We start from the raw sequence: 26,075 nt of genomic DNA, 5'->3' as shown, positions 1-26,075 counted from the left end.
ACGTGTTACTCACCCGTTCGCCACTGATCCACCCCGAAGGGCTTCACCGTTCGACTTGCATGTGTTAAGCACGCCGCCAGCGTTCGTCCTGAGCCAGGATCAAACTCTCCGTGAATGTCTGCCCGCAGTGCTTAATTAAAAGCGTCGGGCGGCACACTCGCGTCGAGCGGCACGGCAACCACCGGAATAGGGCGGTCCCGCGCACTGCGTCCTCGCTAGTGTTATTTCAAAAGGAATCTCCAACCCCGATCAAGTGATCGAGGCCGGGGATGTCAACATATCTGGCGTTGACTTTTGGCACGCTGTTGAGTTCTCAAGGAACGGACACTTCCTTCGAGCCGCCTTCCAGCGGGCCCTCCGGGCGTTTCGTTCTTTCGTGTTTCCAGCTTATCAGATGTTTTCCGCTCCGTTTTCCCGGAGTTTCATTCCATCGGATTTGCTTTCCGCTTGTCCCCGCTCTCTCGCGGCGACTCCGGAACTGTACGGGGGCGGACCGGCCAGATGCAAATCGTCCCGCCCTGCTGTCGCAGGACGGGACGATCCGCTGCTCGAACGCCGTCAGGCGCGGCCCATCTCCTCGGCGATGGCCGCCGCGAAGGCGTCGATGTCCGCCTCCGTGGTGTCGAAGGAACACATCCAGCGCACCTCGCCGGTGTGCTCGTTCCAGAAATAGAAGCGGTACCGCTTCTGCAGCCGCTCGCTCACCTCGCGCGGGAGGATCGCGAAGACCGCGTTCGCCTGGACCGGGCGGACGATCTCGACGCCGTCGATGTCCCGCACCGCCGCCTCCAGGCGGCTGGCCATCGCGTTGGCGTGGCCGGCGTTGCGCAGATAGAGGTCGCCGGAGAGCAGCGCCTCGAACTGGACCGACACGAAGCGCATCTTCGACGCGAGCTGCATCGAGGTCTTGCGCAGGTACTTGATGTTGCGGACACGCTCGGGGTTGAGCACCACCACGACCTCGCCGAGCAGCAGGCCGTTCTTCGTGCCGCCGAACGACAGCACGTCGACGCCGACGTCCGTCGTGAAGGCGCGCAGCGGCAGGCCGAGCGAGGCAGCGGCGTTCGCCAGGCGGGAGCCGTCGACGTGGACGAGCATGCCGAGCTGGTGCGCGTGCTCGGTGATCGCGCGGATTTCGTCGACGGTGTAGAGGGTGCCGAGCTCGGTGCTCTGGGTGATGGAGACCGCGAGCGGCTGCGCGCGGTGCTCGTCGCCAAAGCCCCAGGCCTGCTGGTCGAGCAGCTCGGGGGTGAGCTTGCCGTCGGGGGTGGGGACGGTGAGCAGCTTGATGCCGCCCATCTTCTCCGGGGCACCTCCCTCGTCCACGTGGATGTGGGCGGATTCGGCGCAGACCACGGCGCCCCAGCGCGGGAGCAGCGCCTGGAGGGCGACGACGTTGGCGCCGGTGCCGTTGAAGACGGGGTAGGCCTCGGCCTTCTCCCCGAAGTGGCGCCGGAAGACGTCCTGCAGGTGGGTCGTGTAGTCGTCCTCGCCGTAGGCGACCTGGTGGCCGCCGTTGGCGAGGGCTATCGCGGCGAGGACCTCGGGGTGCACGCCGGCGTAGTTGTCGCTGGCGAAGCCGCGCACGGTGGGGTCGTGCCGCCGCTGCGCGTCCGTGCGGGTCAGGTCGGTCATCGGGCTGTCAGCCACAGGTGCTGTCCGTTCAGTTCTGCTGCGGGGCGGTCCCAGAGGCCCGCCAGGTGTCCGGCGAGGTCGGCGGTGTCCGTGAAACCGGCGAACTTCGCGTCCGGCTTCTCGGCCCGCATTTCGGGGCTGACCAGCGCCTTGATGACCAGGATGGCAGCTGCCGCGGTGGGCTCGCCGTCGGCGGAGGTGGTCTCCTTCTTGAAGGAGTCGGCCATGGCGAGGGTCCAGGCCTCGGTGGCGGCCTTTGCGGCGGCGTAGGCGGCGCCGCCGGCGGTCGGCTTGTGGGCCGCGGCGGCGGAGATCATCGCGTACCGGCCGGCGGGGCTGCGGACCAGGGCGGGCTGGAAGGCCAGCGAGGTGTGCTGGAGGGTGCGCACGACGGTGTCGTGCAGGAAGTCCCAGTCGTCGAGCCGGGTGTCGAAGAAGGTCTTGCTGCCGCGCCAGCCGCCGACCAGGTGGAACAGGCCGTCGACGTGGCCGTGCTCCGACTCCAGGTGGTCGGCCCAGTCGTGGACCTCCTGCGGGTCGAGCAGGTCGATCACCTGGCCGCTGATCTTCGCTCCGCGAACGGCGACGCGGGTGGCGTCGAGGGCGGACTCAAGCCGCTGCGCGTCGATGTCGGCGCCGATGACGGTGGCGCCGTCGGCGGCGAGGCGGCGCAGCACGGCCTGGCCGGCCGGGCCGCTGGCTCCGGCGACAGCGACGACCTTGCCGGCCAGCGGTCCGTTGGGTGCGGTGGTCACGCAGCAACTCCCTTGATGCCGTTACCGGTGATGCCGGTGGTGGAGGCGATGACGCCGCTCAGCTTCTTGCTGAGGGCCTCGTAGAACATGCTCAGCGGGAACTCGTCCGGGAGGACAGCGTCGCACAGGGCCTTGTTGAGGGCCTTGCCGTCGGTGATGTCGAGCGGCAGCGCGTCGGAGCCCTTCGCCCAGGTAGAGGCGGGGTGCGGAGTGAGGTACCGGGAGACCAGCTGGTAGGCGGCGATCCAGTGGGCCGGCTTGGGCCGGTCGATGCCGTCGCGGTACAGCGTCTCGATCTCGGCGCAGAGCGCGTTGGTGACCTGCGGCGCGCGCTCCCAGTCGATGCTGAGGCGGTTGTCGCGCCAGCGCAGCGCGTCGTGCTTGTGCAGGTAGGCGAAGAGCAGCTGGCCGCCCATGCCGTCGTAGTTGCGCACACGGTCGCCGCTGACCGGGAAGCGGAACAGGCGGTCGAAGAGGATCGCGTACTGGACGTCGCGGGCGTGCTCGTTGCCCTCGGCCTCCAGCCTCACCGCCTCCTTGAAGGTGGTGAGGTCGCAGCGCAGCTCCTCCAGGCCGTACATCCAGAACGGGCTGCGCTGCTTGATCATGAAGGGGTCGAACGGCAGGTCGCCGTGGCTGTGGGTGCGGTCGTGGACGAGGTCCCACAGGACGAAGGTCTCCTGCGCGCGCTGCTGGTCCTGGAGCAGGCCCTCGGCGTCGGCCGGGATCTCCAGGCCGAGCTGCTGGACGGCGCTGGTGGTGACGGCGCGGAAGCGGGCGGCCTCGCGGTCGCAGAAGATGCCGCCCCAGGTGAAACGTTCCGGCGCCTTGCGCACGGCGACCGTCTCGGGGAAGAGGACGGCGGAGTTGGTGTCGTAGCCGGCCGTGAAGTCGGTGAAGGTGATCGGTACGAACATCGGGTTGTCGAAGCGGGTGCGCTCCAGCTCGGCCAGCCAGTCGGGCCACACGACGCGCAGCAGGACGGCTTCCAGGTTGCGGTTCGGGTTGCCGTTCTGGGTGTACATCGGGAAGACGACGAGGTGCTCCAGACCGTCGACGCGCTGGTCGGCGGGCTGGAAGGCGAGCAGCGAGTCCAGGAAGTCGGGCTCCCGGTAACCGGTGTCCGCCCACTTGGCCAGGTCGACGTCGACGGCGGCCAGGTAGGCGGCGTCGTGCGGGAACAGCGGGGCGAGCTCGGCGACGGCGCCGCGGACGGTGTCGACCAGCGGGTCGACGGTGTGTCGCTGAACGGCGGACAGGTCGATCGAGCCGTCCTTGGACTGCAGCGGGCGCAGGGTCTCGACGGCCTCCTTCAGGCGCAGCCACGCCGGGTGGCCGGCGAGGGTCGAGACCGGGGCGTCGGCCGCCACAGCGAGCCTTGGCGAAAGATTCTGCATCGTGGACTCACTTCGACAGGAGGTTTTCGATGAGGACACCATAGATACGAAAGGTTCTCCTGTTCAAGGGGGCTCCAGCCGCCGAACCTGCGGTGGCGGGGCCCGCTGGGGCTCGCCAGGGCCCACCAAGACCCGCCGGGGGGCCGCCGCTGCCGGGTGTCCGGCATGTGGACCTCGATCTGGATGTCCTGGACAGATGCACCGTCGGGATGCGAACCTCCCGCCATGTTCCCGGCGGTGATCACGGTGGCCGAGCGCCACGACGGCCTGTTCCGGGTGCCCTCTCGGTGTCACGCCTGCTGTCGCGTGCGCGGCCTCTGCTGCCGCTGTCGCTGATCTGCTGATCCGGCTCGGAGGGCGCCGCGGACACGGGCCCGTACGCCGACCATGCCGTGTGTGTTCCGGCGCCGCCACCGGGGGGAAGTGACCCGCCGGGCTCGCGGCCGGCCCCGGCCCCGCGCCGTTCGCCTTCATTGTCCCGCTTGGTCCTTCCTTCCTGGAGCCCTGCCATGACTCTCCGCAAGCCGACCTTCCGTACGTCGACGTTCCGCACGTCGGCCTCTCGCACGTCGACCTTCCGTAAGTCGTCCGCCGCACTGCCCGCCATCGCCCTGCTGGCCGCCGCGCTGACGGCCTGCGCGCCGCAGGACACCAAGTCGGACGGGGCCTCGGCCTCCGGCGCGTCCGGGACGGCGGGCGACTGCGCGCCCGGGGCGCTGGCGACCCGGACGGCGGGGGCGCTGACCGTCGGCACCGACAAGCCTGCGTACGACCCGTGGTTCTCGGAGGACAAGCCGGAGAACGGCAAGGGCTTCGAGTCGGCGGTGGCGTACGCCGTGGCCGAGAAGCTGGGCTACCCCAAGGAGAAGGTGACCTGGGTGGTGGCGCCGTTCAACAAGGCGACCTCGCCCGGCCCGAAGGACTTCGACTTCGACATCAACCAGGTGTCTATCAGCACCGAGCGCAAGCAGGCGGTGGACTTCTCCTCCGGCTACTACGACGTGCGCCAGGCTGTCATCGCGCTCAAGAACTCCAAGGCGGCGGGCGCCAAGAGCATCGCCGACCTCAAGGGCGCCAAGCTGGGCGCGCAGGTCGGCACCACGAGCCTGGACACCATCACCAACACCATCAGGCCGAGCACCCAGCCGGCGGTGTTCGACTCCAACGACCTGGCGAAGGCCGCGCTGAAGAACGGCCAGGTCGAGGCGCTCGTGGTGGACCTGCCGACGGCCTTCTACATCACCGGCGCCGAGGTGCCGGAGGCCCAGGTGGTCGGACAGTTCGAGGGCGCGTCGCAGGGCGAGCAGTTCGGCCTGGTGCTGGACAAGGGCTCCCGGCTGACCGGCTGCGTCTCGCAGGCCGTGGACGCGCTGCGCGCCGACGGCACGCTCGCGAAGCTGGAGAAGCAGTGGCTCTCCGACGCCGTCTCGGCGCCGGTGCTGAAGTGAGCGGCGACCCGATGACGACCGGACCGGCGGCGGTCGCCAAGGACCAGGACGGTGGCGGTGACGACGACGGCTACCGCCCGTCCGAGCGCCGGCTCGCGCACGAGGCGTACCGGCGCGGCCGGGCCCGCCGGTCGGCGCTGATCGCCGGGGCTTCGACCCTGGCGACGGCCGTCGTGCTGTACCTGCTGGTCGTCAACTCCCCCGGCTGGGAGGTGACTCGGAAGACCTTCTTCAACCTCGACTACGCCCGGCAGGCGCTGCCCGAGGTGCTGAAGGGGTTGCGGCTCAACCTGGAGCTGATGCTCGGCTGCGGGGCGCTGATCCTGGTGTTCGGCCTGCTGCTGGCGGTGCTGCGGACGCTCCGCGGGCCGGTCTTCCTGCCGGTGCGTCTGCTGGCCACCGCGTACGTGGACTTCTTCCTCGGGCTGCCAATGATCATCTGCCTGCTGGTGATGATCACCGGGGTGCCGGCGCTGCGGCTGACCGGGGTCACCACCGATCCGCTGCTGCTCGGCGGGGCGGCGCTGGTGCTGACGTACTCGGCGTACGTGTCCGAGGTGTTCCGCTCGGGAATCGAGTCGGTGCACCCGAGCCAGCGGGCCGCGGCGCGGTCGCTGGGGCTCACCAACGCGCAGGCGATGCGCTACGTCGTGCTGCCGCAGGCGGTGCGGCGGGTGGTACCGCCGCTGATCAACAACCTCGTCAGCCTGCAGAAGGACACCGGGCTCGTTTCGATCGGCGGCGCGATCGACGCGGTGTACGCCGCGAAGATCATCGCCTCCCGCTCGTTCAACTACACGCCGTACATCGTCGCGGGGCTCGTGTTCATCGTGCTGACCGTCCCGCTCACACGGTTCGCCGACTGGCTGACCGCGCGGATGAACCGTCGGCAGGTCCAAGGAGGTGCGGTGTGAGCGAGCGCAGCATGGGGGTCCCCCCGGCCGGAGGCTGGGGGAAAACAATCAAGAGATGCGTGTTTCGCGAAGCGACCACCGAGCGCAGCGAGGTGGGCGCATGAGTGGTGCGGAGGTGCTCGGGCTGGAGGTGCTCCGGCTGGAGTCGGTGCGCAAGACCTTCGGCGGCCAGGTGGTGCTGCGCGACGTGGACCTCGCCGTGCCCGAGCACTCGGTGACGGCGCTGATCGGGGCGTCCGGCTCGGGCAAGTCGACGCTCATGCGCTGCGTCAACCTGCTGGAGGGGGTCGACGACGGCGCGATCTTCCTGGACGGCGAGGAGATCACCGACCCGCGGGCGGACGAGGACGCGGTCCGGCGCCGGATCGGCGTCGTCTTCCAGGCGTACAACCTGTTCCCGCACATGACGGTGCTGGAGAACATCACGCTCGCCCCGCGCCGGGTGCACGGGATCGGGCGGGCCGAGGCCGAGGCGAAGGCGTTGGAGCTGCTGGACCGGCTCGGGCTCGCGGCCAAGGCGAAGGAGTACCCCGACCGGCTCTCCGGTGGACAGCAGCAGCGCGTCGCGATCGTGCGGGCGTTGGCCACCGGGCCCCGGCTGCTGCTGCTCGACGAGATCACCGCGGCGCTCGACCCGGTGCTGGTCGGGGAGGTGCTGTCGGTGGTGCGCGACCTCAAGGAACAGGGCATGACGATGGTCCTGTCCACGCACGAGATGGGGTTCGCGCGCGAGGTGGCCGATCAGGTCTGCTTCCTGGACGGCGGGGTGGTGCTCGAACAGGGGCCGCCGGAACAGGTGTTCGGCGATCCACGGGAGGAGCGGACGCGGCAGTTCCTCAGCCGGGTCGTCGCCTCGGGGCGGCTTCAGGGCTGAGAGGCTTCCGGCGGGGCCCGCTGGGCTGCGGCGGGCGAACCGGGCGGGGCGAACCGGGGCGCTCGGCGTGAGGCCGGGGCACTCGCGGGGACGCACTCCGACGGTCACCACCGTGCGCCCCCACACGCGCCCTGGCCGGTCGCGGGCCGGAACGGTGATCGTGGGCGGGACGACCGTCACAGAGGACGGGTGACGGCGGACAGATGGCAGATGACAGCTAACAGATTTCGTTATCTGTCATCTGTTACCTGTCCGCTGTCCGCCGTCCTCCGTCGCCCCGGGAGGCCGCCGTTGCACGGACCCACCCTGGTCAACTGGCTCCTCGCCGTCCTCACCGCCGCCGCCGGGGCCTACTGTCTGACCCGGCTGCGGCACTCCCCCTGCTCCCCGGCCGGCACGCACCGCCTCCTCGCCCGTGAGGCCGACGCCGCCGAGGCGCTGATGGGGCTCGGCATGGCCGCGATGGCCGTCACCGGGGCCGCAGTCCCGGCCGGCGTCTGGGCCTGGCTGTTCGGCATCCCCGCCACCGGCTTCCTGCTCGCCGCCGTCCGCGGCTCCACCCGCCGGGTGCACCGGCTGCACCACGCCGTCGGCGGCCTCGCCATGACGTACATGGCGCTCGCGATGACCGCCTCCCCCGGCCATCACCACCACGCCGCGAGCACCGGCACCCCGCTGCTGACCGGCGCGCTGCTGCTCTACTTCGGCGCCTACTCGCTCTGGGCCGGCACCCGGCTGCTCCACACCCCCGGCGGGAGCGTGGCCGTCGGCACCGCCGGGCTGCCCCAGGCCTGCCGGCTCACCATGGGCATCGGGATGTTCGCCATGCTCCTCACCATGTAACCGCAGACCAGCCCCCGTCCCCCCTTTCCGACGGCCAAAGCCCCCCGGGACGCGTGGCGTTGGTCACTGGCCGGTCGAAAGCCGTTCCACCGGACGTCGCCAGCGCATAGGTTGGCAAGGGAGCGCGCTGTCGCGTTCCGTGCGTACTCGGGGAGCCCATGCGATGACTGCCCTGATCGGCCTGCTGCTGCTCGGACTGCTGCTCTCGACCACCGTGCCCCGGCTGCTGGCCCGGGCCCGCTGGGTGGAGCGCGAACCCGTGCTGGCGCTGCTGGTGTGGCAGTGCCTCGTGGTGGCCGTCCTGCTGTGCTGCGCGCTGAGCCTGGTGCTGGCCGCGTCGGCCGCGCTGCCGGAACTGCGTGCGCTGGTGTTCGCGGGCGCGCCACACGGCGTGGAGGCCGCGTACGGGCTGCAGGACGCCGAGGGCTGGGGCCGGCTGTGCGCGGCGGTGCTCGCGGCAGGCGGACTGCGGACGGTGCTGGCGCTCACCCGGGAGGTCCGTTCGGCGAAGGCGCTGCGCAATCACCGGCACGCCCAACTGTCCAGCCGCGCGCCAGAATTGCCCGAGGCCATCGCCGCCGGGCGGAGTCGCCGGGAGCGGCTGGTGGTGCTGGAGAACGTCCGCCCGGAGGCCTGGTCGCTGCCCGGACCGAACTCCCGCCTGGTGGTCACCACCGGGGCTCTCCAGCAGCTGACCGACCGGGAGTTGGCGGCGGTGCTGAGCCACGAGCGCGGCCACGTCCGGGCCCGCCACCACTGGCTCTCGCAGACTGCCCAGGCGCTGGCGTCCGGCTTCCCGGGCGTCCGCGTGTTCAGCGCCTTCCGGGACCAGGTGGGCGAGTTGGTGGAACTGGCGGCCGACGACCGGGCGGCCCGCCGGCACGGGCGGCACACCACCGCCCTCGCCCTGGCCGAACTCAACCTGAACCGCGGGGTGTTCGGCTCCTGCCCGCCCGGCCTGGCACAGTCCCCGAAACGGGTGGACCGGCTGCTCGCGGGCCGTCCGCGCCTTTCCGTGCCGCACCGGCTGCGGCTCACCGCCGCGGCACTCGCCGCGCCCGCCGCCGCCGTCCTGCTGGCCGCCGCGCCGGGGCTCGCCTCGCTGCTCTAACGGAAGAATCAACCCGGCGAAGATCCACCCGACAAAAGACCCGCGCCTGACGAAGACCTCCGACGATCCGTCAGTTCCGCACGGTACACGGGTCGACCGGCCCGCCCCCGAGGGTGCGGGCGAGCACCTCTCGGTGCAGCGGCCTGGCCTGCTGGTAGCGCTCGCGCCCCGCGTCGGTGAGGACGATCTGGATCCCGCGCCGGTCGTCCACGCACATCTCGCGCGCCACCAGCCCGCCCTTCTCCAGCCGGCCGATCAGCCGCGACAGGGCGCTCTGGCTCAGGTGGACGACGTCGGCCAGCTCCTGGACCCGCAGCCGGTGGCTGCGGTCGACGATGCAGCCCTCGACCAGGCGCTCCAGCACCTCGAACTCGCTCATGCCGAGCCCGTGCTTCTCCCCCAGCTCGCGGTCCAGCGCGCAGGAGGTCTCTGCGTGCCGGTTCAGCAGCTCGCGCCATTGCGCGACGAGACCGGCCTCCGCCGGGGAGTCGAGTTCAGCCACGGCGCCACCTTACCACCGGAACCGCAATTTATGCGTTTACATCTTATTCACTTGCAATGAATGCACGTGCATGTAGTGTCCTCCCCATGACCACCGCGACCGCCACGCCACCCGACGCATCGTCAACCAGCGGGCAGACCTGGACTCCCCGCCTCTGGGGCACGCTGATCGTGCTCTGCGCCGCCATCTTCCTGGACGCCCTGGACATCTCCATGGTGGGAGTCGCCCTCCCCTCCATCGGCTCCGAGCTGCACCTCTCCACCTCCGCCCTGCAATGGGTGGTCTCCGGCTACGTGCTCGGCTACGGCGGCCTGCTGCTGCTCGGCGGACGGGCAGCCGACCTGCTCGGCCGCCGCCGGGTGTTCCTGGTCGCCCTGGGGATCTTCGGCGCAGCGTCGCTGCTCGGCGGGCTGGTCGACGACGGTGGCCTGCTGATCGGCGCCCGCTTCCTCAAGGGCGTCAGCGCCGCGTTCACCGCCCCCGCCGGCCTGTCGATCATCACCACGACCTTCGCCGAGGGCCCCGCCCGCAACCGGGCGCTGTCGATCTACACCACCTGCGGCGCCAGCGGCTTCTCGCTCGGCCTGGTGCTCAGCGGCCTGCTCACCTCGGTCGGCTGGCGCTGGACCTTCCTGATGCCCGTCCCGGTCGCGCTGATCGCCCTGCTTTTCGCGATCCGGCTGCTCCCGCGCCCCGTCGAGGAGCGCGCCAAGGGCGGCTACGACGTGCTCGGCGCGATCACCGGCACCGCCACCGTCCTGCTGCTGGTGTTCACCGTCACCGAGGCACAGGGCGCCAGCTGGCTGAGCCTGCGCACGCTCGGCTCGCTGGTCGTGGTCGCCGCCCTGGCCGCCGCCTTCCTGGCGATCGAGAGCCGTACCGCCCACCCGCTGGTCCGGCTCGGCATCTTCCGCAACGGCGCGGTGGCCCGGGCCAACGTCATCGCCTTCACCATGACCGGCGCCTACGGCGGGTTCCAGTTCATCGTGACGCTCTACCTCCAGCACCTGCTCGGCTGGTCCGCGCTGGAGATGGCCCTCGGGCTGCTGCCGGCCGGCGCGTTCATCGCCCTGTCCGCTCCGTTCATGGGCCCGATCGTGGACCGCTTCGGCACCGGCAAGCTGCTGCCCATCGGCGTCCTGTCGCTGACCGCCGCGTTCGCGCTGTTCCTGCGGCTGGACGAGCACAGCTCGTACCCGGTCCTGGTGCTGCCGTCGATGCTGCTGCTCGGTGTCGGCTTCGCGCTCGCGTTCCCCTCGGTGAACATCGCCGCCACGGACGGTGTGGCCGACGAGGAGCAGGGCCTGGCCTCCGGCCTGGTCAACACCGCGATCCAGGTCGGCACCGCGGTGGTGCTGGCCGGGGCGACCGCGATGATCACCGCCGGGAGCGCCGGCGGCGACAGCCCGCAGGCTCAGCTGGACGGTTACCGGCCGGCGCTGGTGTTCGTCACGGCGGTCGCGCTGCTCGGCTTCCTGATCGCCCTCGTGGGCGCCCTGCTGGACCGACGGCGGAGGTCAACCGCCGTGTCCGTCCCCGATTATGATTACTCGTCAGCCGGGTCGAACACGGCCCGGACGGAAGTCCTGACCAAGCGCTGACCGCTGACACCGCCGCCCGGGGCCGACCCCTCGTCCCCGGGCCCTGGCATCCGTAACCGGGCAATGGCGCCGGCTCCACCAAACCCCCGTGTTGGTGGAGCCGGCCGTCTTCGTACCGGCCGCCCGTGCGGCGCCGCCGATGCGGGGTCAACGGATCGGCGGCCGGCTCCGCCAGTATATTGGCCAGGAGCCAACGAACGTTCGGAGCAGACACGATGGCACCTCGCGGGGATTCGGTCAACGAGGAAATGCGCCAACGCTCCCGCCGGCGCATCATGCGGGCCACCGTCGAGCTGGTCGACCAGCACGGATACGCCGGCACCACGCTGACCGACATCGCCGAGCGGGCCGGACTCGCACGCGGACTGCTGTCCTACTACTTCGACGGCAAACGGCTGCTCATGCAGTCCGCGACGCACCGGATGATGCACCAGGCGCTCACCTGCGCCCTGGCCGAACTCGCGCCGGACGCCTCGCCGGAGGCCCGGCTGGCCCGCGCCATCGATGCCGTCCTCGGCCTCGCCCTCGACCACCCGCGGGTGATGCGCTCACACCTGGCGCTGATCCTCGACCCGGACACCGGCGCCTTCGTCCAGGACCCGGAGCAGCAGCGGCTCGGCGCGATCCTCCAGGGCCTGCTGCTCGACTGGGGCGCGCCGGACCCGTTCGCCGAGCACGCGGTGCTGCGCAGCGCGCTGATGGGCGGCTGCATCGGGGTGCTGCTGCCGGGCGCCGAGCTGCCGCTGGCGCCGATCCGGGCGGACCTGTTCCGGCGCTACGACCTGCCGTGGGAGCTGGGCCGGCCGCCGCAGCCGCTGCCGCCGGAACGCGAACGGCCGCCGGAACGCGGCTGACAGCGGGTGGGCGCCTGACGGCGGGTGGGCGGCAACTGGCGCTGCCCGATGGAGCGTTCAGGCCCCATCGGGCAAGGGCTCAGCGTTCCTTCAGGATCGAGGCGAGCAGGTCTATGGTGCGCTCGGGCGTGAGGCTGTCCACGCAGAGCCGCTCCATGACCTGGATGTAGGCGTCGACGTCGTCCCGCTTGTCGAGGTAGAGCGCGCTGGTGAGCTGCTCCAGGTAGACCACGTCGGCGAGGTCCTGCTCGGGGAAGCGCAGGATGGTGAACGCGCCGGACTCGCCCGCGTGCGCGCCGAAGCGGAACGGCATGACCTGGATGACCACGTTCGCCTGCTCGGCGACGTCGATCAGGTACTGCACCTGGCCGCGCATCACCTTGGGCCCGCCGACCGGGCGGCGTAGCGCGGCCTCGTCGATGACGGCCCACAGGCGGGGGCTGGCCCCCTCGGTCAGCAGCTTCTGGCGGCGCAGGCGGAGGCTGACCCGCCGTTCGACCTCCTCCTCGCTGATGACCGGCCGACTCTGTCCGAAAACCGCCCGTGCGTACTCCTCGGACTGCAGCAGTCCCGGGATGAACTGAACTTCGTACGTACGGATCAGCTGCGCGGCCTCTTCCAGGCCGACGTAGGTCTGGAACCAGCCCGGCAGCACGTCGTTGAAGCTGTGCCACCAGCCGGACTTGTTGGCCTCGCGGACCAGGCCGAGGAGAGCCTCCCGCTCCAGGCCGTCGTCCACGCCGTAGAGGCTGAGCAGGTCGGCGACGTCGCGCTCCTTGAAGCTGACGCGGCCGAGTTCCATGCGGCTGATCTTGGACTCGGAGGCGCGGATCGCGTAGCCGGCGTCCTCGCGGGTGATGCCGCGTGCTTCGCGCAGGCGGCGCAGCTGTGAGCCGAGGAGGATCCGGCGGACCATCGAGCCGCCGCCCGGCTGAACTGTGGTCATGCGGTCGAAACCTCCACCTAGGGCAAACAGCGCACAGTCTGCCATCAGTTGAGCGCTCACGGTGCCGATACTGACGGATGTTCCTATCAGTTCTGCACTCCACACACCAGGATGCACGTGCATCCGGCGCTTGCATATGCCAATAGTGCGACTGCACGTGAATCGACTCTTGCATCTGCAGTGAGCGCAGAGGACCATGGTGCACGTGCACCTGCACATCCCTGGCAATCCCGCGGGCTCCGCGTCGACCCCACGCGCGACTCCGTGCACCAGCCCGGCAGCGTCCCCCGCGCCACCGGGCGTTTGTGTGCGCGCGCGCCTGGTCGAGGGGGCCGTGCGGCCGAGCGAGTCGGAGGTGACCGGCATGACCCCGGCGGGTCCAGCCGTGTCCGCCCCCTTATGGGAGGAGCTCTTCATGGGCACCGGTACGGCTTTGGCGGTTGACCCCCATGTGGTCACCTGTACGCTCGCTCCTCGCTTCGAAGCCGTCAGAACCGCACGCGACTTCGCCAGAACCGCGCTGCAGCGCTGGGGCCTGATGGAGCTGTTCGACGACGTCGCGCTGGTGGCGTCGGAACTGGTGACCAACGCGCTGCGGCATGCGATCGGCGCACGGCCCGACCCGATGGGCGGCGCCCTGGGCGAGTACGACTTTCCCACACAGGCGACCGCGGACGGGCGGCTGCCGATCCGAATAAGCCTCGTGCACCGCGCGCCCCAGATCGTCTGCGCGGTCAGCGATCCGAGCAGCATCGGCCCGGTCGCCCGGGAGGCCGACTTCGTGGCCGAATCGGGCCGCGGGCTGCACCTGGTGGACTCGTTCAGCCGCTCCTGGGGCTGGCACCCGCTGGGCGGCGGCAAGGTGGTCTGGGCACTGTTCGAGGCCGAACCGGAGGCGGCGAGCACCGAACTCGGTGGCCGGCACCGGCGTTCCGCCTAGGCCTCGCCGCAGGCGGGCGCCCTCGCATCGAGGGACGACCCCGGGCGGGCCGCACCCCGGGGAGGGGACGGCACTTCCGTACAAGCTCCCCCATGACCGGGCCTCCGCAGAAGACCCGCCGGGCCCCTGCACAACCGGGCCCGAAGAGGCACGCGGAGAGACACCCGAGAAGACAAAGGCCGTCGTGGTGTCAGCACCCACGACGGCCCCCCGATGGTGGAGCGGCGGCCGCTCAGACGGCCAGGTGGTCGAACTCCCCGTCCTTGACCCCCAGCAGCAGGGCCGCGATCTCGGCCCGGGTGTAGATGAGCGCCGGACCGTCCGGGAAGCGCGAGTTGCGCATCGCCACGTCGCCCCCCGGCAGAGCGGCGAATTCGACGCAGTTGCCCTGGGAGTTGCTGTGCAGGCTCTTCTGCCAGACCACTCCCTCCAGATCGGCGGCGGCCATCCCGCTGTAGGCCCCGATCGAACCGTGCGCGACCTGCGAGCCGTACATGTCCTGAGAGTCGTGCGAGTCGTGCATAGAAGTCTCCCGAAGAGCCCCGGAGTTGTGGTCCAGCGCGGCGCCCCCGGCACCCGCCGATTGATCGGGCCGGCCCCGTACCAGCCCGGCACAACGCCTCACTTGACGCGATGATAGCCGCTGTGCACGTGCATCAGCACGAGACATTGCAGGTGCACGAGGCCTTTTACGACCCGACCTGAACTCTTCACGGCCCCTTCTCCTGACGGTACGTAAACGGACATAGCCGACTGAATCGGCGGGCCTCCGATAACCGGCCGTGAGCGGCCCCCCGCTGAATGTTGATCTTCGAGAGCCGGGAGTCGCGCCACCGTGACGCTCCGTCAGATCGACGTCCGACTGTGAGACATCTCACGCGCTACAGGTGCAACGCGACGCTCCACCGGGCACGTCTTCAGCAGATACCGGCGGGCGCGCGAGGGTTGGGCCAAGTATGTCCGAAATATGACCAATCGCCCGGCGCACGCCAGCCCCTCACCCGCCATGCACACCCCGTTCGCGCGAAACCGGCACGGCAGCCGACTGCAGCCCTGACGGGCCGATGTCCTACGATCTCCGCCATGAGCACCGCAGCCATCCCGGGCGCGCCACTGCCCGTTCGCACTCCAGGCTCCCGTGCGCGGGGGCGCCACCGCCGCCCCGAGCGCCCCGAGATCCCGGCCGGCTCCCCGGCCCTGGTGCTCGCCGTGCCCGCGACCGCCGGGCCCGAGTCCCGCTCGGTCGTCGAGGAGCTGCTGTCGATCGTCCGCAGCGAGCAGAACGGCGTGCAGACCGCCGTGGGTTACCTCCCCGGCGACGCGCCCGAGGGCGCGGGCGGCCACGAGCGCACCGTCGCCGAGCTACTGGCCCAGGCCGCCGAGGCCGGTGCGCCCGCACCGATCCTGGTGCCGCTGGTGCCCGGCCCGCACGGCTTCCTGACCGAACTCCACGCGCTCGCCGCCGAGTACGGCGCCCACGTGACCGACGTGCTGGGCCCGCACCCGCTGCTGGCCGAGGCCGTCCACGTACGGCTCTCCGAGGCCGGACTGGCCCGCGCCGACCGCGCCCGGCTGTTCGCCATCGCGACCGCCGCGGACGGCGTCGTGCTGACCACCGTCGGCGGCGAGGACGCCGCCGCCGCGGCCGGGATCACCGGCGTGCTGCTGGCCGCCAGGCTGGCCGTCCCGGTGGTCCCCGCCGCGCTCGACGTGCCCGGCTCGGTGGCCGCGGCCGTCGCGCACCTCAAGGAGACCGGCTCGCAGCGGCCCGCGCTGGCCCCGCTGGTGATCGGCCCGGAGGCGGACTCCGAGCTGCTCGCCACGGCCGCCGAGGAGACCGGCTGCCCGTCCGCCGCGCCGCTGGGCGCGTACCCGACGGTCGGCCAGCTGATCGCCGCCACGTACCTGGCCGCGCTGCCGGCGCCGTCGCCCGAGGCGCTGGCCGCCCAGGCTCAGGCCGAGGCCGAGGCGGCGGAGGCTGCAGAGGCCGCTCAGGCGGCCGAGGAGACCGCCGGCGAGTAGCAACGCACACGGACGAGAAGAGGGCCCGGAACGGATGCGTTCCGGGCCCTTTCGGCTTGCGGCGTACGGGAGTTAAGAACCAAATGCGCGAGATGTCCGTTCTGTACCCATTTGCGCTTTGGTGATGTTTCGTCATTCGGCTCCTGAGGTGCAGCCAGTTGTGCACACCCGCAGGTTTATTGCCGGATAACGATCATTTCCGATCATGGCGGGCGACATTTTTAGCGCCTTTCCATAAGTCGTGATGCGCGTCACAGATATTTGCAGTTTGAACTTAAGTCTGCTTAACGTGCTCCCCGTTCGTGACCACACGGACCCAGCTCATCCGCAACGCCGAGTCCTGCCGTCGGGTGCGCTGGCAGCGCGAAAACGCACCACGGCAGGAGCGGGGGACCCACAGGTAAGTCGCCCCGGACCGCTCCTCGGAACGGTTCAGGGCTAGGGGTGAAGCCGCGCCCACAGCGCGGCCGGGCAACTCCGGCCCGAATCCGACAGCTCACCTCGCAGGCGTGGGAGAGGACCGCGTCTTCATGCTGCCCAACAACGGCTCTCGCCTGTCCAGCCGCACCCGTCGCGTGATCGCCGCCATCGGCGTCGCGGGCGTCGGCCTCACCATCCCCTGCCTCACCACCGGCACCGCCTCCGCCGCTTCCGTCGCCACCTGGGACAAGGTCGCCCAGTGCGAGAGCAGCGGCGACTGGAGCATCAACACCGGCAACGGCTTCTACGGCGGCCTCCAGTTCACCTCCAGCACCTGGGCCGCCTTCGGTGGCACCACGTACGCCCCGCAGGCCAACCAGGCCACCAAGGACCAGCAGATCGCAATCGCCGAGAAGGTCCTCGCCTCGCAGGGTCCCGGCGCCTGGCCCGTCTGCTCGATCCAGGCCGGCCTGACCAAGGGCGGCGCCGTGGCCGCCGTCGACACCTCGGCCGCTTCCGGCTCGACCGCCGCCAAGGCCCCGGCTGCCAAGCCGGCCCCGAAGCCCGCCGCGAAGCCGGCCGCCCAGGCGCCCGCCCAGGCCCAGGACCAGGCTCCGGCGTCCGCCGACTCCGCCAAGGGCAGCGACTACACGGTCGTGACCGGCGACTGGCTGTCCTCGATCGCCGCCAAGCACGATGTCCAGGGCGGCTGGCAGCGGCTGTACGAGCTGAACCGCAGCACCCTGACCGAGGGTCCGGACACCATCTACCCGGGCCAGCACCTGTCCTTCGGCGACAGCACCCAGGCCCAGGCGCCCTCGTCGGCGCAGTCCGGCCAGTCCGGTGACTTCAACTGGTTCAACCGCTCGCAGAAGTCGGGCCAGTCCGCCAACGGCGGTGCCGTGAACGCCCAGCCCGCCGCCCAGACCCAGGCCGCCAAGCCGTCCTCGAAGCCCGCTGCGAAGCCGGCCGCCCAGGCGCAGACCCAGGCCGCCACCGGCAGCATGGCCGCCGCGGTCAGCTTCGCCAAGTCGAAGGTCGGCCAGGCCTACGTCTACGGCGGCACCGGCAACGGCGGCTGGGACTGCTCCGGCCTGACCCAGGCCGCGCTGCGCGCCGCGGGCATCTCCGTCCCGCGCATCGCCGCCGACCAGGCCGCCGCCAGCACCCACGTCTCGCTGGACAGCCTGAAGCCGGGCGACCTGCTGTTCTGGTCCAACAACGGCCAGAACTCCGGCGTTTACCACGTCGCGCTCTACATCGGCGGCGGCCAGTACATCGAGGCCGCGAACCCGAGCTCGGGCGTCCGCCTGCAGACCATCGCCAACTGGGCGCCGGACTTCGCCGGCCGCGTCTGACGACGAACAGCTGACAGATTTCAGATGACAGATTCATCATCTGTCATCTGAAATCTGTCACCCGCCGCCCCGGGGAGAGTCTGGTCGCTCCTCCCCGGGGCTCTGGCGTATCCGCATGGTCAAACTCCGCCCCCAACGGGCATGCTGCTGCTCTGCACCCGAGGAGGAGTCACCATGGCCCAGGTCACCGTCACGCTCGACGCGAACCTCGCGATCGACGCGATGATGCTCTCCGGTACCAAGAACCCGCAGGACGCCGTCGAACTGGTCCTGCGCGACTACCTGGCCCGCGGTCGCCGGACCGAGACCCGCACCGGCGACGCCGCCGACGGCCAACGGCTCACCACCGACCGCCCGACCGCCCAGGAGGGCTGACGCGGAGCACGCCGAAGGGCCCCAAAGAGCAACTGCTCTCCGGGGCCCTGCTCGTAGCTCGTAGCCCGGCAACCCGCGCTCAGCGCGCGCACGCCCCCGTGGAACCGCGCATGACCAGCTCCGGCTGGAACATGAACTCCCCACGCTGGGCGGCGTTTCCGCCGACCTCCTCCAGCAGCGCGTCCACCGCCGCCGTCGCCATCGCCTCGACCGGCTGGCGGATCGTGGTCAGCGGCGGCTCGGTGAAGGCGATCAGCGGCGAGTCGTCGAAGCCGACCACCGACACGTCGTGCGGCACCGACAGCCCGCGCTGGCGCACTGCCCGGATCGCGCCGAGCGCCATCATGTCGCTGCCGCACACGATCGCCGTGCACCCCTTGTCAAGCAGCGCGCCGGCCGCCGCGTGCCCGCCCTCCACGCTGAACAGCGTGTGGTGGACGAGTTCCTCGGCCTCCTCCTGCGTCCGCCCGAGGACGGTCTGCATGGCGGCCGTGAACCCCTCGATCTTGCGCAGCACCGGCACGTACCGCTTCTGCCCGACCGCCAGCCCGATCCGCTCGTGCCCGAGTTCGGCCAGGTGCTGGACGGCCATCCACATCGCGGCCCGGTCGTCCGGCGAGATGAACGGCGCGGCGATCCGCTCGCTGTAGCCGTTGATCAGGACGAACGGCACCCCGCGCCCGGCCAGCCGGGCGTACCGGTCGTGGTCGGCGGTGGAGTCGGCGTGCAGCCCGGAGACGAAGACGATGCCCGCCACACCCCGGTCGACCAGCATGTCCACCAGTTCGTCCTCGGTGGACCCGCCGGGCGTCTGGGTGCACAGCACCGGGGTGTACCCGTGCCGGCTGAGCACCTGCTCGATGACCTGGGCGAGCGCGGGGAAGATCGGGTTGCTCAGCTCCGGCGTGATCAGCCCGATCAGTCCGGCGCTGCGCTGGCGCAGCCGGGTCGGCCGCTCGTACCCGAGCACGTCGAGCGCCGCCAGCACGGTCTGCCGGGTGGCGGCGGAGACGTTCGCCTTGCCGTTGAGTACGCGGGAGACGGTGGCTTCGCTGACCCCCGCCTGCGCCGCGATGTCTGAGAGTCGCGCCGTAGTCACGGTTCCAGAGCCTATTGCAACCACGTCAGACCGCCCACCAGCCGGTGCTGTCCGGTGCGAGCACCGTCTCGCCGCCGTCGACGACGAGTTCCACGGAGGAGAGCAGCAGCTTTCCGGGTGCGGGGATCCGCACCGGCTCGCCGGTGGTGTTCACCGTGCAGACGAAGGCGCCGCGGCGGAACGCCAGGGTGCCCTCGGGTGCGTCCAGCCACTCGACCTCGGTGCCGGCGCCGAGGTCGGACTGGGTGCGGCGGACGGCCAGCGCGCTTCGGTAGAGCTCCAGGGTGGACGTCGGGTCGCCGGTCTGCGCCTCGACGCTGAGCGCGGCCCACTCGGCCGGCTGCGGGAGCCAGGACGGCCCGCCGGCGACCGGACCGAAGCCGTACGGGGCCTCGGTGCCGGACCACGGGATCGGGACGCGGCAGCCGTCGCGGTAGCCGTCCTGGCCGGCCTGGCGGAAGAAGGACGGGTCCTGGCGGACCTCGTCCGGCAGGTCGGTGACGTCCGGCAGACCGAGCTCCTCACCCTGGTACACGTACGCGGAACCGGGCAGCGCCAGCATCAGCAGGGTGGCGGCGCGGGCCCGGCGCAGGCCGAGTTCGCGGTCGCCGGGGGTGCGGATCTGGGTGCCGAGGCCGGGCGGGTTGGCGAACCGGGTGGCGTGCCGGGTGACGTCGTGGTTGGACAGCACCCAGGTGGTGGGGGCGTCGACCGGGCGCATCGAGTCGAGCGAGACGTCGATCACCTCGCGCAGCGCGGCGGCCTCCCAACCGGTGCCCAGGTACTGGAAGTTGAAGGCCTGGTGCAGCTCGTCGGGGCGGACGTAGTTGGCGGTGCGCTGGACGGTCGGGGTCCAGGCCTCGGCGACGCCGATCCGCCGGCCCGGGTACTCGTCGAGGATCTTGCGCCAGCTGCGGTAGATCTCGTGCACGCCGTCCTGGTCGAAGAAGGGCATGACGTCGTTGCCGAGCAGCTTGAGCTGGTCGGCGCCGCCGATGTCGGGCAGTCCGGGGGCCTTGACCAGGCCGTGGGCGACGTCGATGCGGAAGCCGTCCACGCCCATGTCGAGCCAGAACCGCAGGATCGAGCGGAACTCGTCGGCGACGGCCGGGTTCTCCCAGTTGAAGTCGGGCTGCTCCGGGGCGAACAGGTGCAGGTACCAGTCGCCGGGCGTGCCGTCCGGGTTCTCGGTGCGGGTCCAGGCCGGGCCGCCGAAGATGGACTCCCAGTCGTTGGGCGGCAGTTCGCCGTTCTCGCCCTTGCCGGGACGGAAGTGGTAGCGCTCGCGCAGCGGGGACGCAGGACCCTCGCGCAGGGCGCGCTGGAACCACTCGTGCTGGTCCGAGGAGTGGTTGGGAACGAGGTCGACGATGATCCGCAGGCCCAGCTCGTGCGCGTCGCGGATCAGCGCGTCGGCGTCCAGCAGGGTGCCGAACATCGGGTCCACCGCGCGGTAGTCGGCGACGTCGTAGCCGGCGTCGGCCTGCGGCGAGGCGTAGAACGGCGAGAGCCAGACGGCGTCCACGCCGAGGTCGCGCAGGTAGGGCAGGCGGCTGCGGATGCCGGGCAGGTCGCCCATGCCGTCGCCGTTGGAGTCGGCGAAGCTGCGCGGGTACACCTGGTAGATGACCGCGTCCCGCCACCAGTCTCTGCTCGTGCCGCCAGTCGCAGGAGCCGGGGCGGCCGCCTCGTGAGCGGTGGCGTCGGCGGCAGGCCGGGTGGTGTCGGCCAGGTTCTGGGTCATCGACGGTATCCCTTGGGGACTAGAGGAGCGAGGAGCGTTACGACTTGGAGGCACCGGCGGTCAGGCCGGTGACCAGGTGGCGCTGCACCAGGTAGAAGAAGGCCGCCGACGGGATCGCGATCAGCACGGCGGTCGCGGCCATCAGGTTCCACTGGGCGTCGTGCTCGCTGACGAAGGTCTGCAGGCCGACGGCCAGCGTGTACTTGTCGGAGCTGAGCATGAAGGTGGACGCGAAGGGCACCTCGGCCCAGTAGGTGAGGAAGGAGTAGAAGGCGGCCACCGCCAGGCCCGGGCGGGCGAGCGGCAGCACCAGCCGCCAGAAGGTGCCGAACGGGGTGAGCCCGTCGACCCGGCCGGCCTCGTCGATCTCCACCGGGATGGTGTCGAAGTAGCCCTTCAGCAGCCAGGCGCAGTACGGCACGGTGGTGGTCGAGTAGACCAGGATCAGGCCCAGGTAGCTGTCCAGCAGGCCGAGGTCGGAGAGCATCGTGTACATCGGCACGATCAGCACCGCGATCGGGAACATCTGGGTGACCAGCAGCGACCACATCAGCGGTCGGTGGCCCGGGAAGCGCATCCGGGAGACGGCGTAGCCGGTGGTGGCGGCGAGCAGCACGCCGAACACGGTGGTAACGCCGGAGACCAGGAGGGCGTTGCCGAACCAGGTGAAGAAGTCGGTGTCGAACAGCACGTGCTGGTAGTTCGACAGCGTGAGCTTGCCGAGGATCCCGCCGGCGTGGAGGTAGTCGCTCTTGTCCGGGCCGAGCGAGACGTAGAAGATCCACGCCACCGGGAACAGCGCGATCAGGCCGGCCAGGATCAGGATGCCGTGGGACAGCGCCCTGGCCGGCGGACTGCTCTCACCGCGCGGGCGGACCCTGGCGGGCCGGGCGGCCGGGGCCGCGGTCGCCACGGGGGTGGGGCGTTCGGTGGTGGTGCTCATCGGGGGTTACCTGCCTTCGTGGGTCAACTGGGTCCGGGGCCTCAGCCGTTGGCCTGCTCGGTGCGGGCGAGCCAGCGCCGGTAGAAGGCGGTGAAGACGATCAGGATGGACAGCAGGATCACGCCGTAGGCGGCGGACTGCGCGTAGTCCCGGGGGATCTGGCCGAAGCCGAGGCGGTAGGCCCAGGTGACCAGCAGCTGGGTGTCGGGCGCGCCGGTGCCGAACAGCAGGAAGATGACGTTGAACTGGTTGAACGTCCAGATCACGCCGAGCAGGACGACGGTGGAGGAGACGGTGCGCAGCCCGGGCATGGTGACGTACCGGAAGCGCTGCCACGGCGTGGCGCCGTCCATCTCGGCGGCCTCGTACAGCTCGGCCGGGATCGACTGCAGGCCGCCGAGCAGCGAGATCATCATGAACGGCACACCGGCCCACGTGTTGACCATGATCGCGGCCGCCTTCTGCGCCAACGGGTCGGTCAGCCAGCCGGGTTGGGGCAGGTGGAGGGACGAGAGCATGCCGTTGACGATGCCGCCGTCGGAGAGCATCAGGCGCCAGGAGAAGACGGTGACGAAGGTCGGCACGGCCCACGGCAGGATGAGCAGCATCCGGTAGACGGCGCGCCCGCGCAGCTTCTTGTTGAGCAGCAGGGCGAGGCCCAGGCCGAGGGTGTAGTGCAGGAAGACGCAGATGGCCGTCCAGGCGATGGTCCAGATGAAGTGGGACCAGAAACGGTCGTACGAGCCGGGGCCCCACAGGATGTCGGCGTAGTTGTGGAAGCCGACGAAGTTGTAGCTGGCCGGGATCTCGTTGACGCCGATCTTGCGGGCGACGTTGAGGCTGTTGGCGTCGGTGAGGGTGAGCCAGATGCCCTCGACGAGCGGGTAGATCACCAGCGCGCCGAGCACCAGCACGACCGGGGCGATCATCGCGTAGGCGTACCAGTGCTTGGCGTAGGAGCGCTTGACGCGCTCCAGCAGGCCCGGACGCGGTTCGCGCTCCCGGCTGCCCTTGCCGGTGGCGCCCTGCACGGCGACTGACATCGTTTGACACCTTCTCGGGGGATTCGGGGGGAGCCGATCGCCCGGCCCGTCACCCGAAGGCGGCGGGCCGGGCGGCTGGGGACTACTTGGCGAAGCCGGGGAGGAGCTTGGTGTAGTCGGTGGCGACGGTGTTCAGCGCGTCCTGGGTGCTGGTCCCCTGGACGGCCTTGCCGAGGTTGGTGCCGAGCGAGGCGAACAGCGAGCTGTACTCGGGCAGTTCCGGGCGCGGCTTGGCGCTGGCGAGCACGGCCTGGAAGCCCGCGATGCCCGGGTCGGCCTTGACGTCGGCGGTGAAGGCGTCGGAGCGGGTCGGCAGGGTGGAGTTCTTCTGCGCGATGAACGCCTGGCTCTCGGCCGAGGTCATGAAGGCGGCGAACTTCTCGGCCGCGGCCTTGTGGGCCTGGTCGGCACCGGCGTAGACGGAGATGTTGTGGCCGCCGGTGGGGGCGCCGGCCTTGCCGCTGGAGCCGGCCGGAACGGCGGCGATGCCGAGGTTCTTCTTGTCGGCGAAGGCGGAGCCCTTGTAGATGTTGGTGATCTCCCAGGGGCCCTGGATGATGGCCGCGACCTTGCCGCTGTTGAAGGCGTCCATCATGTGCGCGTAGGCGTCGGTGGTGACGTCGGCCTTGACCGTGCCGGGCGAGGTGAACATCGACTTGTAGGTCTCGACGCCCTTGACGGCCTCGGGCGAGGTGATGGTGATCTTCTTGCCGGCGGCGTCGACGGTGTCGGTGCCCTCGCCGAACAGGAACGGCATCGCGTAGTAGCCGTCGGCGGCCTTCAGCCAGAAGCCGTCCACGCCCGCCTTGTCCTTGATGGCGGCGGCGTCGGTCTTCAGCTCGTCCCAGGTCTTGGGGGCGTCGGCGATCCCGGCCTTGGCGAACAGCTCCTTGTTGTAGAGCAGGCCGAGGGTGTCGGTGACCAGCGGGACGCCGTAGAGCTTGCCGTCGAACTTGGCCTGCTGGATCAGGCTGGGCTGGAAGGCCGAGGTGTCGGCGGCGGCCGGGGTGCCGTCGAGCGGCTCCAGGTAGCCGGCCTTGGCGAAGGCGGCGGTCCAGCCGACCTCGGAGCGGAACACGTCCGGAGCGCCCTTGGCCCCCATGGCGGTCTGGAGCTTGTTCTGCGCCTGGTCGAACGGGACGTTGACGAAGTCGACCTTGATGTTCGGGTTGGCCGCCTCGAACTTCTTCACGAGTTCCTGGTAGTTCGGCGCCTCGTTGGTGGCGTTCGACGTGTCCCAGTAGGTGAGGGTGACCGGCCCGTCGGCCTTGCCGTTCGAGCTGGAGCCGCTGCTGCCACAGGCAGCCATCGAGACCGCGAGGGCCACAACGAGGGCAGAGGCCGCGATGCCACGCCGCATGAGAACTCCTTGGGAGGGTGGGGGTGCCCGAGATGTTCGGAGACAGGCGCATAATGGCTGCCTCGTGCCGACTGCACCGTTGCTGCCGTCGGGCTCGGGAAGGAAGTTAACAGCGGCGGAATCATTGCGGAAAGGTCTTGCAGCAAGTTTCTGCAAGAATCGGCGATCGTTACAGCCGCGTGTCCTGGACGTTGCCGCACGGTAGTTGACAGTGCCCGACAATGTCCGAGTTTGCCCGTTTCACCCCGGCGGCCTGTGGCCTGGAACACCACCGTCCGTGGCCGAAAGACGCTTGCAGCAGGCTGGCCGTATGCGCATCAGAGACGCCAAGAAGGACGAACTGCCGCTGCTGTGCGAGCTGGAACGGGCCGCCGGGGCACCGTTCGCCGCCACCGGCATGCAGGAGATCGCCGAGGACGAACCCCCGGCCCCGCACGAGCTGGCCCGCTACACGAGGTCACTCCGGGCCTGCGGGAGATTCGCCGCCAGGAGGCGGACCACGGCCTCGACCGCCGGCCCCGGCTCTGCATGCGCCGGGACCGCGACGGGCTCTACGACAAGTTCTAGGACAAGTTCTAGGACAAGCCCTAGTTGGTCCCCAGCCGCAGCACGGTCGTCGAGCGGAACTCCTCCCCCCGCCGCAGAACCGTGCTCGGGAAGTCCGGGTGGTGCGGGGAGTCCGGGAAGTGCTGGGTCTCCAGCGCGATCCCGGCGAACGGCCCGTACGGGACGCCGCTCGCGCCGGTGACCGCGCCCTGGAACTTGTTGGCGGTGTAGACCTGGATGCCCGGCTCGGTGGTCAGCACCTCCAGGGTGCGGCCGCTGACCGGGTCCTCCAGCAGCGCCGCCCGGGCCGGCGTTCCGTCGGCCGGCCGCGGGCGCAGCACCCAGTTGTGGTCGTAGCCGCCGGGCCCGGCCAGCTGCGGGTGCTCGTCGTGCACCGACTTGCCGATCGGCGTGGCCGCGGTGAAGTCGAACGGCGTGCCGGCCACCGGCTCGGTCCGCCCGTACGGGATCTGCCGCTCGTCGGCGGGGGTGTACCCGTCGGCGTCCAGGGTGAGCAGGTGGCCGAGGACGTCGCCGCTGCCTTCACCCGCGAGGTTGAAGTACGCGTGGTTGGTGAGGTTGACGACGGTCGGCTTGGTGGTGACGGCGCGGTAGGCGATCACCAGCTCGCCGGCCGGATCCAGGGTGTAGGTGACGGTGACGTCCAGCGCGCCGGGGAAGCCCTGGTCGCCGTCCGGGCTGTGCAGCCGCAGCCGCACCCCACCGTCGGCCTCCTCGGCCTCCCACATCCGCTGGGCAAAGCCGTCCGGGCCGCCGTGGATGGTCATGCCACCGCCGGTGGGGGCGAGCGGGTGCTCCTCGCCGTCGATGGTGACCTTGGAGCCGTCGATCCGGTTGGCGTACCGGCCGACCACGGTGCCGTAGTGCCGGGCCGGGCCGAGGATCTGGGCCAACTTGTCGGTGGCGAGCAGCAGTTGGGCCGGGCGGCCGGAGCGGTCGGGCGCGGTCAGGGTGTGCAGGGTGGCGCCGAGGGTGAGCACGCTCGCCTCGTACGGGCCGGCGGTGAGCGTCCAGCGCTCGATCGCGGCGCCCGCGCCGGAGGCGTCAAGGGGTTCGTGGCGCACGCTGGTGGCCTGGGTCGCCATGGCCTGCTCCTCACTGGCGGTCACGGGCCTGCCGCGGTCGCCCCGTTCCGGGTCCGTCCGGGTCCGCCGCGGCGGGTCCGGTGTCCGTCAGCCTAACGACCGTCAGCCCGCTCAACGACCGTCAGCCGCCAGTAATGACTGCCTGCCTGGCGACCGTCACCTGACGACCGTCAACCTGACGACGTCAGCCTGCCCGACGACACCAGCCCGACGGCGACGGCCGCGGGGGCGCTCGCGAG

Annotated in this window: 23 protein-coding genes, 1 rRNA gene and 1 riboswitch; of the genes, 11 read left to right on the top strand and 13 right to left on the bottom strand. The window is 70.7% G+C overall.

Going from position 1 to position 26,075, the window contains the following annotated elements; genetic code table 11:
* The 4 genes from KV557_RS12890 to KV557_RS12875 form a co-directional block, all read right to left on the bottom strand.
* Positions 1-115, bottom strand: a 16S ribosomal RNA gene (locus tag KV557_RS12890); the annotation flags it as partial.
* 443 nt (positions 116-558) lie between these two features.
* Positions 559-1,635: a threonine aldolase family protein gene (locus KV557_RS12885; RefSeq protein ID WP_218200013.1), complete on the bottom strand. Its 1,077-nt coding sequence runs from the start codon at positions 1,633-1,635 to the stop codon at positions 559-561.
* A complete protein-coding gene (locus KV557_RS12880; RefSeq protein WP_218199987.1) occupies positions 1,632-2,390 on the bottom strand; it encodes an SDR family NAD(P)-dependent oxidoreductase in 759 nt (252 codons plus the stop codon). The genes KV557_RS12885 and KV557_RS12880 overlap by 4 nt, the downstream gene beginning before the upstream one ends.
* A complete protein-coding gene (locus tag KV557_RS12875) occupies positions 2,387-3,787 on the bottom strand; it encodes a DUF6421 family protein (RefSeq protein WP_218199986.1) in 1,401 nt (466 codons plus the stop codon). The genes KV557_RS12880 and KV557_RS12875 overlap by 4 nt, the downstream gene beginning before the upstream one ends.
* Positions 3,788-4,296: 509 nt before the next feature.
* On the opposite strand from KV557_RS12875, the gene KV557_RS12870 reads away from it, so the two are divergent.
* From KV557_RS12870 to KV557_RS12850, 5 genes are all read left to right on the top strand, one after another.
* Positions 4,297-5,235 carry an ABC transporter substrate-binding protein gene (locus KV557_RS12870; RefSeq protein ID WP_218199985.1) on the top strand — a complete coding sequence of 313 codons (939 nt, stop codon included), beginning with the start codon at positions 4,297-4,299 and terminating at the stop codon, positions 5,233-5,235.
* An 11-nt stretch (positions 5,236-5,246) separates the two neighbouring features.
* The gene (locus tag KV557_RS12865) at positions 5,247-6,149 is read left to right on the top strand and encodes an amino acid ABC transporter permease (protein ID WP_218199984.1); all 903 of its coding nucleotides are present in this window, start codon (positions 5,247-5,249) and stop codon (positions 6,147-6,149) included.
* 100 nt (positions 6,150-6,249) lie between these two features.
* On the top strand, positions 6,250-7,023 hold the full coding sequence (locus KV557_RS12860) for an amino acid ABC transporter ATP-binding protein (protein ID WP_256177304.1): 774 nt from the start codon (positions 6,250-6,252) through the stop codon (positions 7,021-7,023).
* Between the two features lie 291 nt (positions 7,024-7,314).
* Positions 7,315-7,866 carry a DUF5134 domain-containing protein gene (locus KV557_RS12855; protein WP_218199983.1) on the top strand — a complete coding sequence of 184 codons (552 nt, stop codon included), beginning with the start codon at positions 7,315-7,317 and terminating at the stop codon, positions 7,864-7,866.
* A gap of 163 nt (positions 7,867-8,029) precedes the next feature.
* Positions 8,030-8,977, top strand: coding sequence for a M56 family metallopeptidase (locus KV557_RS12850; RefSeq protein ID WP_218199982.1), 948 nt, complete (start codon positions 8,030-8,032; stop codon positions 8,975-8,977).
* Positions 8,978-9,047: 70 nt separating this feature from the next.
* Here KV557_RS12850 and KV557_RS12845 read toward each other — a convergent pair whose 3' ends face one another.
* Entirely contained in the window at positions 9,048-9,479 is a 432-nt protein-coding gene (locus tag KV557_RS12845; RefSeq protein WP_218199981.1) for a MarR family winged helix-turn-helix transcriptional regulator, read from the bottom strand.
* Between the two features lie 86 nt (positions 9,480-9,565).
* On the opposite strand from KV557_RS12845, the gene KV557_RS12840 reads away from it, so the two are divergent.
* Positions 9,566-11,080 carry an MFS transporter gene (locus tag KV557_RS12840; protein WP_218199980.1) on the top strand — a complete coding sequence of 505 codons (1,515 nt, stop codon included), beginning with the start codon at positions 9,566-9,568 and terminating at the stop codon, positions 11,078-11,080.
* Positions 11,081-11,328: 248 nt separating this feature from the next.
* On the top strand, positions 11,329-11,934 hold the full coding sequence (locus KV557_RS12835; protein ID WP_256177303.1) for a TetR/AcrR family transcriptional regulator: 606 nt from the start codon (positions 11,329-11,331) through the stop codon (positions 11,932-11,934).
* Positions 11,935-12,013: 79 nt separating this feature from the next.
* On the opposite strand, the gene KV557_RS12830 is transcribed toward KV557_RS12835, so the two are convergent.
* Positions 12,014-12,880 (bottom strand): helix-turn-helix domain-containing protein, encoded by an 867-nt coding sequence (locus KV557_RS12830; RefSeq protein WP_218199978.1) that lies wholly within the window; start codon positions 12,878-12,880, stop codon positions 12,014-12,016.
* 415 nt (positions 12,881-13,295) lie between these two features.
* Here KV557_RS12830 and KV557_RS12825 point away from each other — a divergent pair, with 415 nt between their 5' ends.
* On the top strand, positions 13,296-13,820 hold the full coding sequence (locus KV557_RS12825; protein WP_256177302.1) for an ATP-binding protein: 525 nt from the start codon (positions 13,296-13,298) through the stop codon (positions 13,818-13,820).
* A gap of 232 nt (positions 13,821-14,052) precedes the next feature.
* On the opposite strand, the gene KV557_RS12820 is transcribed toward KV557_RS12825, so the two are convergent.
* Positions 14,053-14,316 carry a DUF397 domain-containing protein gene (locus tag KV557_RS12820; protein WP_218200011.1) on the bottom strand — a complete coding sequence of 88 codons (264 nt, stop codon included), beginning with the start codon at positions 14,314-14,316 and terminating at the stop codon, positions 14,053-14,055.
* 587 nt (positions 14,317-14,903) lie between these two features.
* Here KV557_RS12820 and KV557_RS12815 point away from each other — a divergent pair.
* The 3 genes from KV557_RS12815 to KV557_RS12805 all read left to right on the top strand — a co-directional run bounded on the left by KV557_RS12815 (position 14,904) and on the right by KV557_RS12805 (position 17,995).
* Positions 14,904-15,842, top strand: coding sequence for a hypothetical protein (locus KV557_RS12815; RefSeq protein ID WP_256177301.1), 939 nt, complete (start codon positions 14,904-14,906; stop codon positions 15,840-15,842).
* Positions 15,843-16,202: 360 nt separating this feature from the next.
* A riboswitch (cyclic di-AMP (ydaO/yuaA leader) is annotated at positions 16,203-16,365 on the top strand.
* Positions 16,352-17,620, top strand: coding sequence for a transglycosylase family protein (locus KV557_RS12810; protein WP_218199976.1), 1,269 nt, complete (start codon positions 16,352-16,354; stop codon positions 17,618-17,620). Its footprint overlaps the riboswitch before it by 14 nt.
* A 174-nt stretch (positions 17,621-17,794) precedes the next feature.
* A complete protein-coding gene (locus KV557_RS12805; RefSeq protein WP_218199975.1) occupies positions 17,795-17,995 on the top strand; it encodes a hypothetical protein in 201 nt (66 codons plus the stop codon).
* Between the two features lie 79 nt (positions 17,996-18,074).
* Here the strand turns inward: KV557_RS12805 and KV557_RS12800 are convergent, their stop codons facing one another.
* From KV557_RS12800 to KV557_RS12775, 6 genes are all read right to left on the bottom strand, one after another.
* The gene (locus tag KV557_RS12800; RefSeq protein ID WP_218199974.1) at positions 18,075-19,094 is read right to left on the bottom strand and encodes a LacI family DNA-binding transcriptional regulator; all 1,020 of its coding nucleotides are present in this window, start codon (positions 19,092-19,094) and stop codon (positions 18,075-18,077) included.
* 25 nt (positions 19,095-19,119) lie between these two features.
* Entirely contained in the window at positions 19,120-20,838 is a 1,719-nt protein-coding gene (locus KV557_RS12795) for a glycoside hydrolase family 13 protein (RefSeq protein WP_218199973.1), read from the bottom strand.
* A 37-nt stretch (positions 20,839-20,875) separates the two neighbouring features.
* Positions 20,876-21,781, bottom strand: coding sequence for a sugar ABC transporter permease (locus tag KV557_RS12790; RefSeq protein ID WP_218199972.1), 906 nt, complete (start codon positions 21,779-21,781; stop codon positions 20,876-20,878).
* A 41-nt stretch (positions 21,782-21,822) separates the two neighbouring features.
* On the bottom strand, positions 21,823-22,824 hold the full coding sequence (locus tag KV557_RS12785) for a carbohydrate ABC transporter permease (protein WP_218199971.1): 1,002 nt from the start codon (positions 22,822-22,824) through the stop codon (positions 21,823-21,825).
* 82 nt (positions 22,825-22,906) lie between these two features.
* Positions 22,907-24,184 carry an extracellular solute-binding protein gene (locus tag KV557_RS12780; protein WP_218199970.1) on the bottom strand — a complete coding sequence of 426 codons (1,278 nt, stop codon included), beginning with the start codon at positions 24,182-24,184 and terminating at the stop codon, positions 22,907-22,909.
* Between the two features lie 587 nt (positions 24,185-24,771).
* Positions 24,772-25,836: an aldose epimerase family protein gene (locus tag KV557_RS12775; protein WP_218199969.1), complete on the bottom strand. Its 1,065-nt coding sequence runs from the start codon at positions 25,834-25,836 to the stop codon at positions 24,772-24,774.
* Positions 25,837-26,075 lie beyond the last annotated feature (239 nt).

This window comes from Kitasatospora aureofaciens, from assembly GCF_019192735.1.
Classification (GTDB): Bacteria; Actinomycetota; Actinomycetes; order Streptomycetales; family Streptomycetaceae; genus Kitasatospora; species Kitasatospora aureofaciens_A.
The sequence above is the reverse complement of the archived record's forward strand: the minus strand, read 5'-3'. Positions and strand labels throughout refer to the sequence as shown.